Annotated in this window: 2 protein-coding genes; both read left to right on the forward strand. The window is 70.4% G+C overall.

Translation table 11 applies throughout. From position 1 onward, the window contains the following. The coding region (locus ACWCQ1_RS52040; protein WP_451030127.1) for a thiamine pyrophosphate-dependent enzyme at positions 1–837 on the forward strand (837 nt) is incomplete at its 5' end. Between the two features lie 13 nt (positions 838–850). Continuing rightward, positions 851–1,878, forward strand: a 1,028-nt coding sequence (gene mmsA / locus ACWCQ1_RS52045; protein ID WP_451030128.1) for a CoA-acylating methylmalonate-semialdehyde dehydrogenase, incomplete at its 3' end; no start/stop codon positions are given.

Consider the following 1,878-nt stretch of genomic DNA (forward strand, 5'->3'; position numbering starts at 1 on the left):
GCGGACGCCCGCCTCGGTGTCCAGGCACTGGCCGGGGCGCTCGAGGGCTGGGAGGTGGAGCCTTCGTACCGCGCGAGGACGCGTGAACTCATCGCCCGTACGCGGGAGATCGAGGAGCGGTGCTTCACCGCGGGCCATGGTCCGCTGCCCGCCCAGACGGAGATCCTCGGCGCCCTCAACGACGTCCTGGACGACCGCGCGGTGGTCATCAACGCGGCCGGGTCCATGCCGGGCGATCTGCAACAGCTGTGGCGGGCGCGGGATCCGAAGGCCTACCACGTCGAGTACGCCTACTCGTGCATGGGCTACGAGGTCGCGGCGGGCGTCGGCGCGAAGATGGCCGACCCCTCCCGTGAGGTCGTCGTCCTGGTCGGTGACGGCTCGTATCTGATGATGGCTCAGGAGATCGTCACCATGGTCTCCGAGGGTCTGAAGGTCATCGTCGTCCTGGTCCAGAACCACGGCTTCGCCTCGATCGGGGCGCTGTCCCAATCGCTGGGATCGCAGCGCTTCGGCACCAAGTACCGCTACCGGAACGGGGATTCGGGGCAGCTCGACGGGGATGTCCTGCCGGTCGACCTCGCCGCCAACGCCTCCTCGCTGGGCGCGGACGTCCTGCACGCCGCCTCGGTCGAGGAGTTCCGCGCGGCGGTGGAGAAGGCGAAGGCGGCCACCCGGACGACCGTCGTGCACGTCGAGACCGATCTCTACGGCCCCAACCCGCCCGGTCACGGCTGGTGGGACGTCCCCGTCGGCGAGGTCTCCGCCCTTAAGTCCACCCGCTCCGCGTACGAGACGTACGCCGCCCACAAGCACAACCAGCGTCACTACCTCTAAGGACACCGCTGTCGTGAACACCATTCCCCACTGGATCAACGGCCAACCCGTCACCGGCACGGACACCCAGGCGGTGTTCAACCCGGCCACCGGTCAGGAACAGGCCCGGGTCGTCCTCGGCGGCGGCGCGGAGGTGGACACCGCCGTCCGGGCCGCCTCCGCGGCGTTCGAGACCTGGTCCGAGTCCTCCCTCAGCCAGCGCACCCAGGTGATGTTCGCCTTCCGTCAGCTCCTCGTCGAGCACGAGGAGGAGCTGGGCCGGATCATCTCCGCCGAGCACGGCAAGACCGTCGACGACGCCCGCGGCGAGATCGTGCGCGGCCGTGAGGTCGTCGAGTTCGCCTGCGGCCTCGGCGACGTGCTGAAGGGCTCCTTCTCCGACCAGGTCTCGCGCGGCGTGGACGTGCACGACTTCCGTCAGCCGCTCGGTGTCGTCGCCGGCATCACCCCGTTCAACTTCCCGGCGATGGTGCCCCTGTGGATGCACCCCGTCGCCATCGCGACCGGCAACACCTTCATCCTCAAGCCGTCCGAGCGCGACCCCTCGGCCGCCAACTTCGTCGCCGGGCTGTACCGCAGGGCCGGGCTGCCGGACGGTGTCTTCAACGTCGTCCACGGCGGAAAGGACGCCGTCGACGCGATCCTGACCCACCCGGGCATCGAGGCCGTCTCCTTCGTCGGCTCCACCCCCATCGCCAAGTACGTCCACGAGCAGGCCACTTCGCACGGCAAGCGGGTCCAGGCCCTCGGCGGCGCCAAGAACCACGCCGTCGTCCTGCCCGACGCCGACCTGGAGTTCGCCGCCAACCACATCACCGCCGGTGCCTACGGTTCGGCCGGCGAGCGCTGCATGGCCGTCTCCGTGGCCATCGCCGTCGGCGAGGCCGCGGACGGGCTCGTCGAGGTGCTTCGGCGCAAGGCCCGAGAGGTGAAGGTCGGCCCCGGCGACGTGCCCGGCACCGAGATGGGCCCGCTGGTGACCAAGGCCGCCCAGGAACGCGTGGAGAACGCGGTCGGGACAGCGGCGGCCCAGGGCGCCAC

This window comes from Streptomyces sp. NPDC002144 (assembly GCF_053593695.1).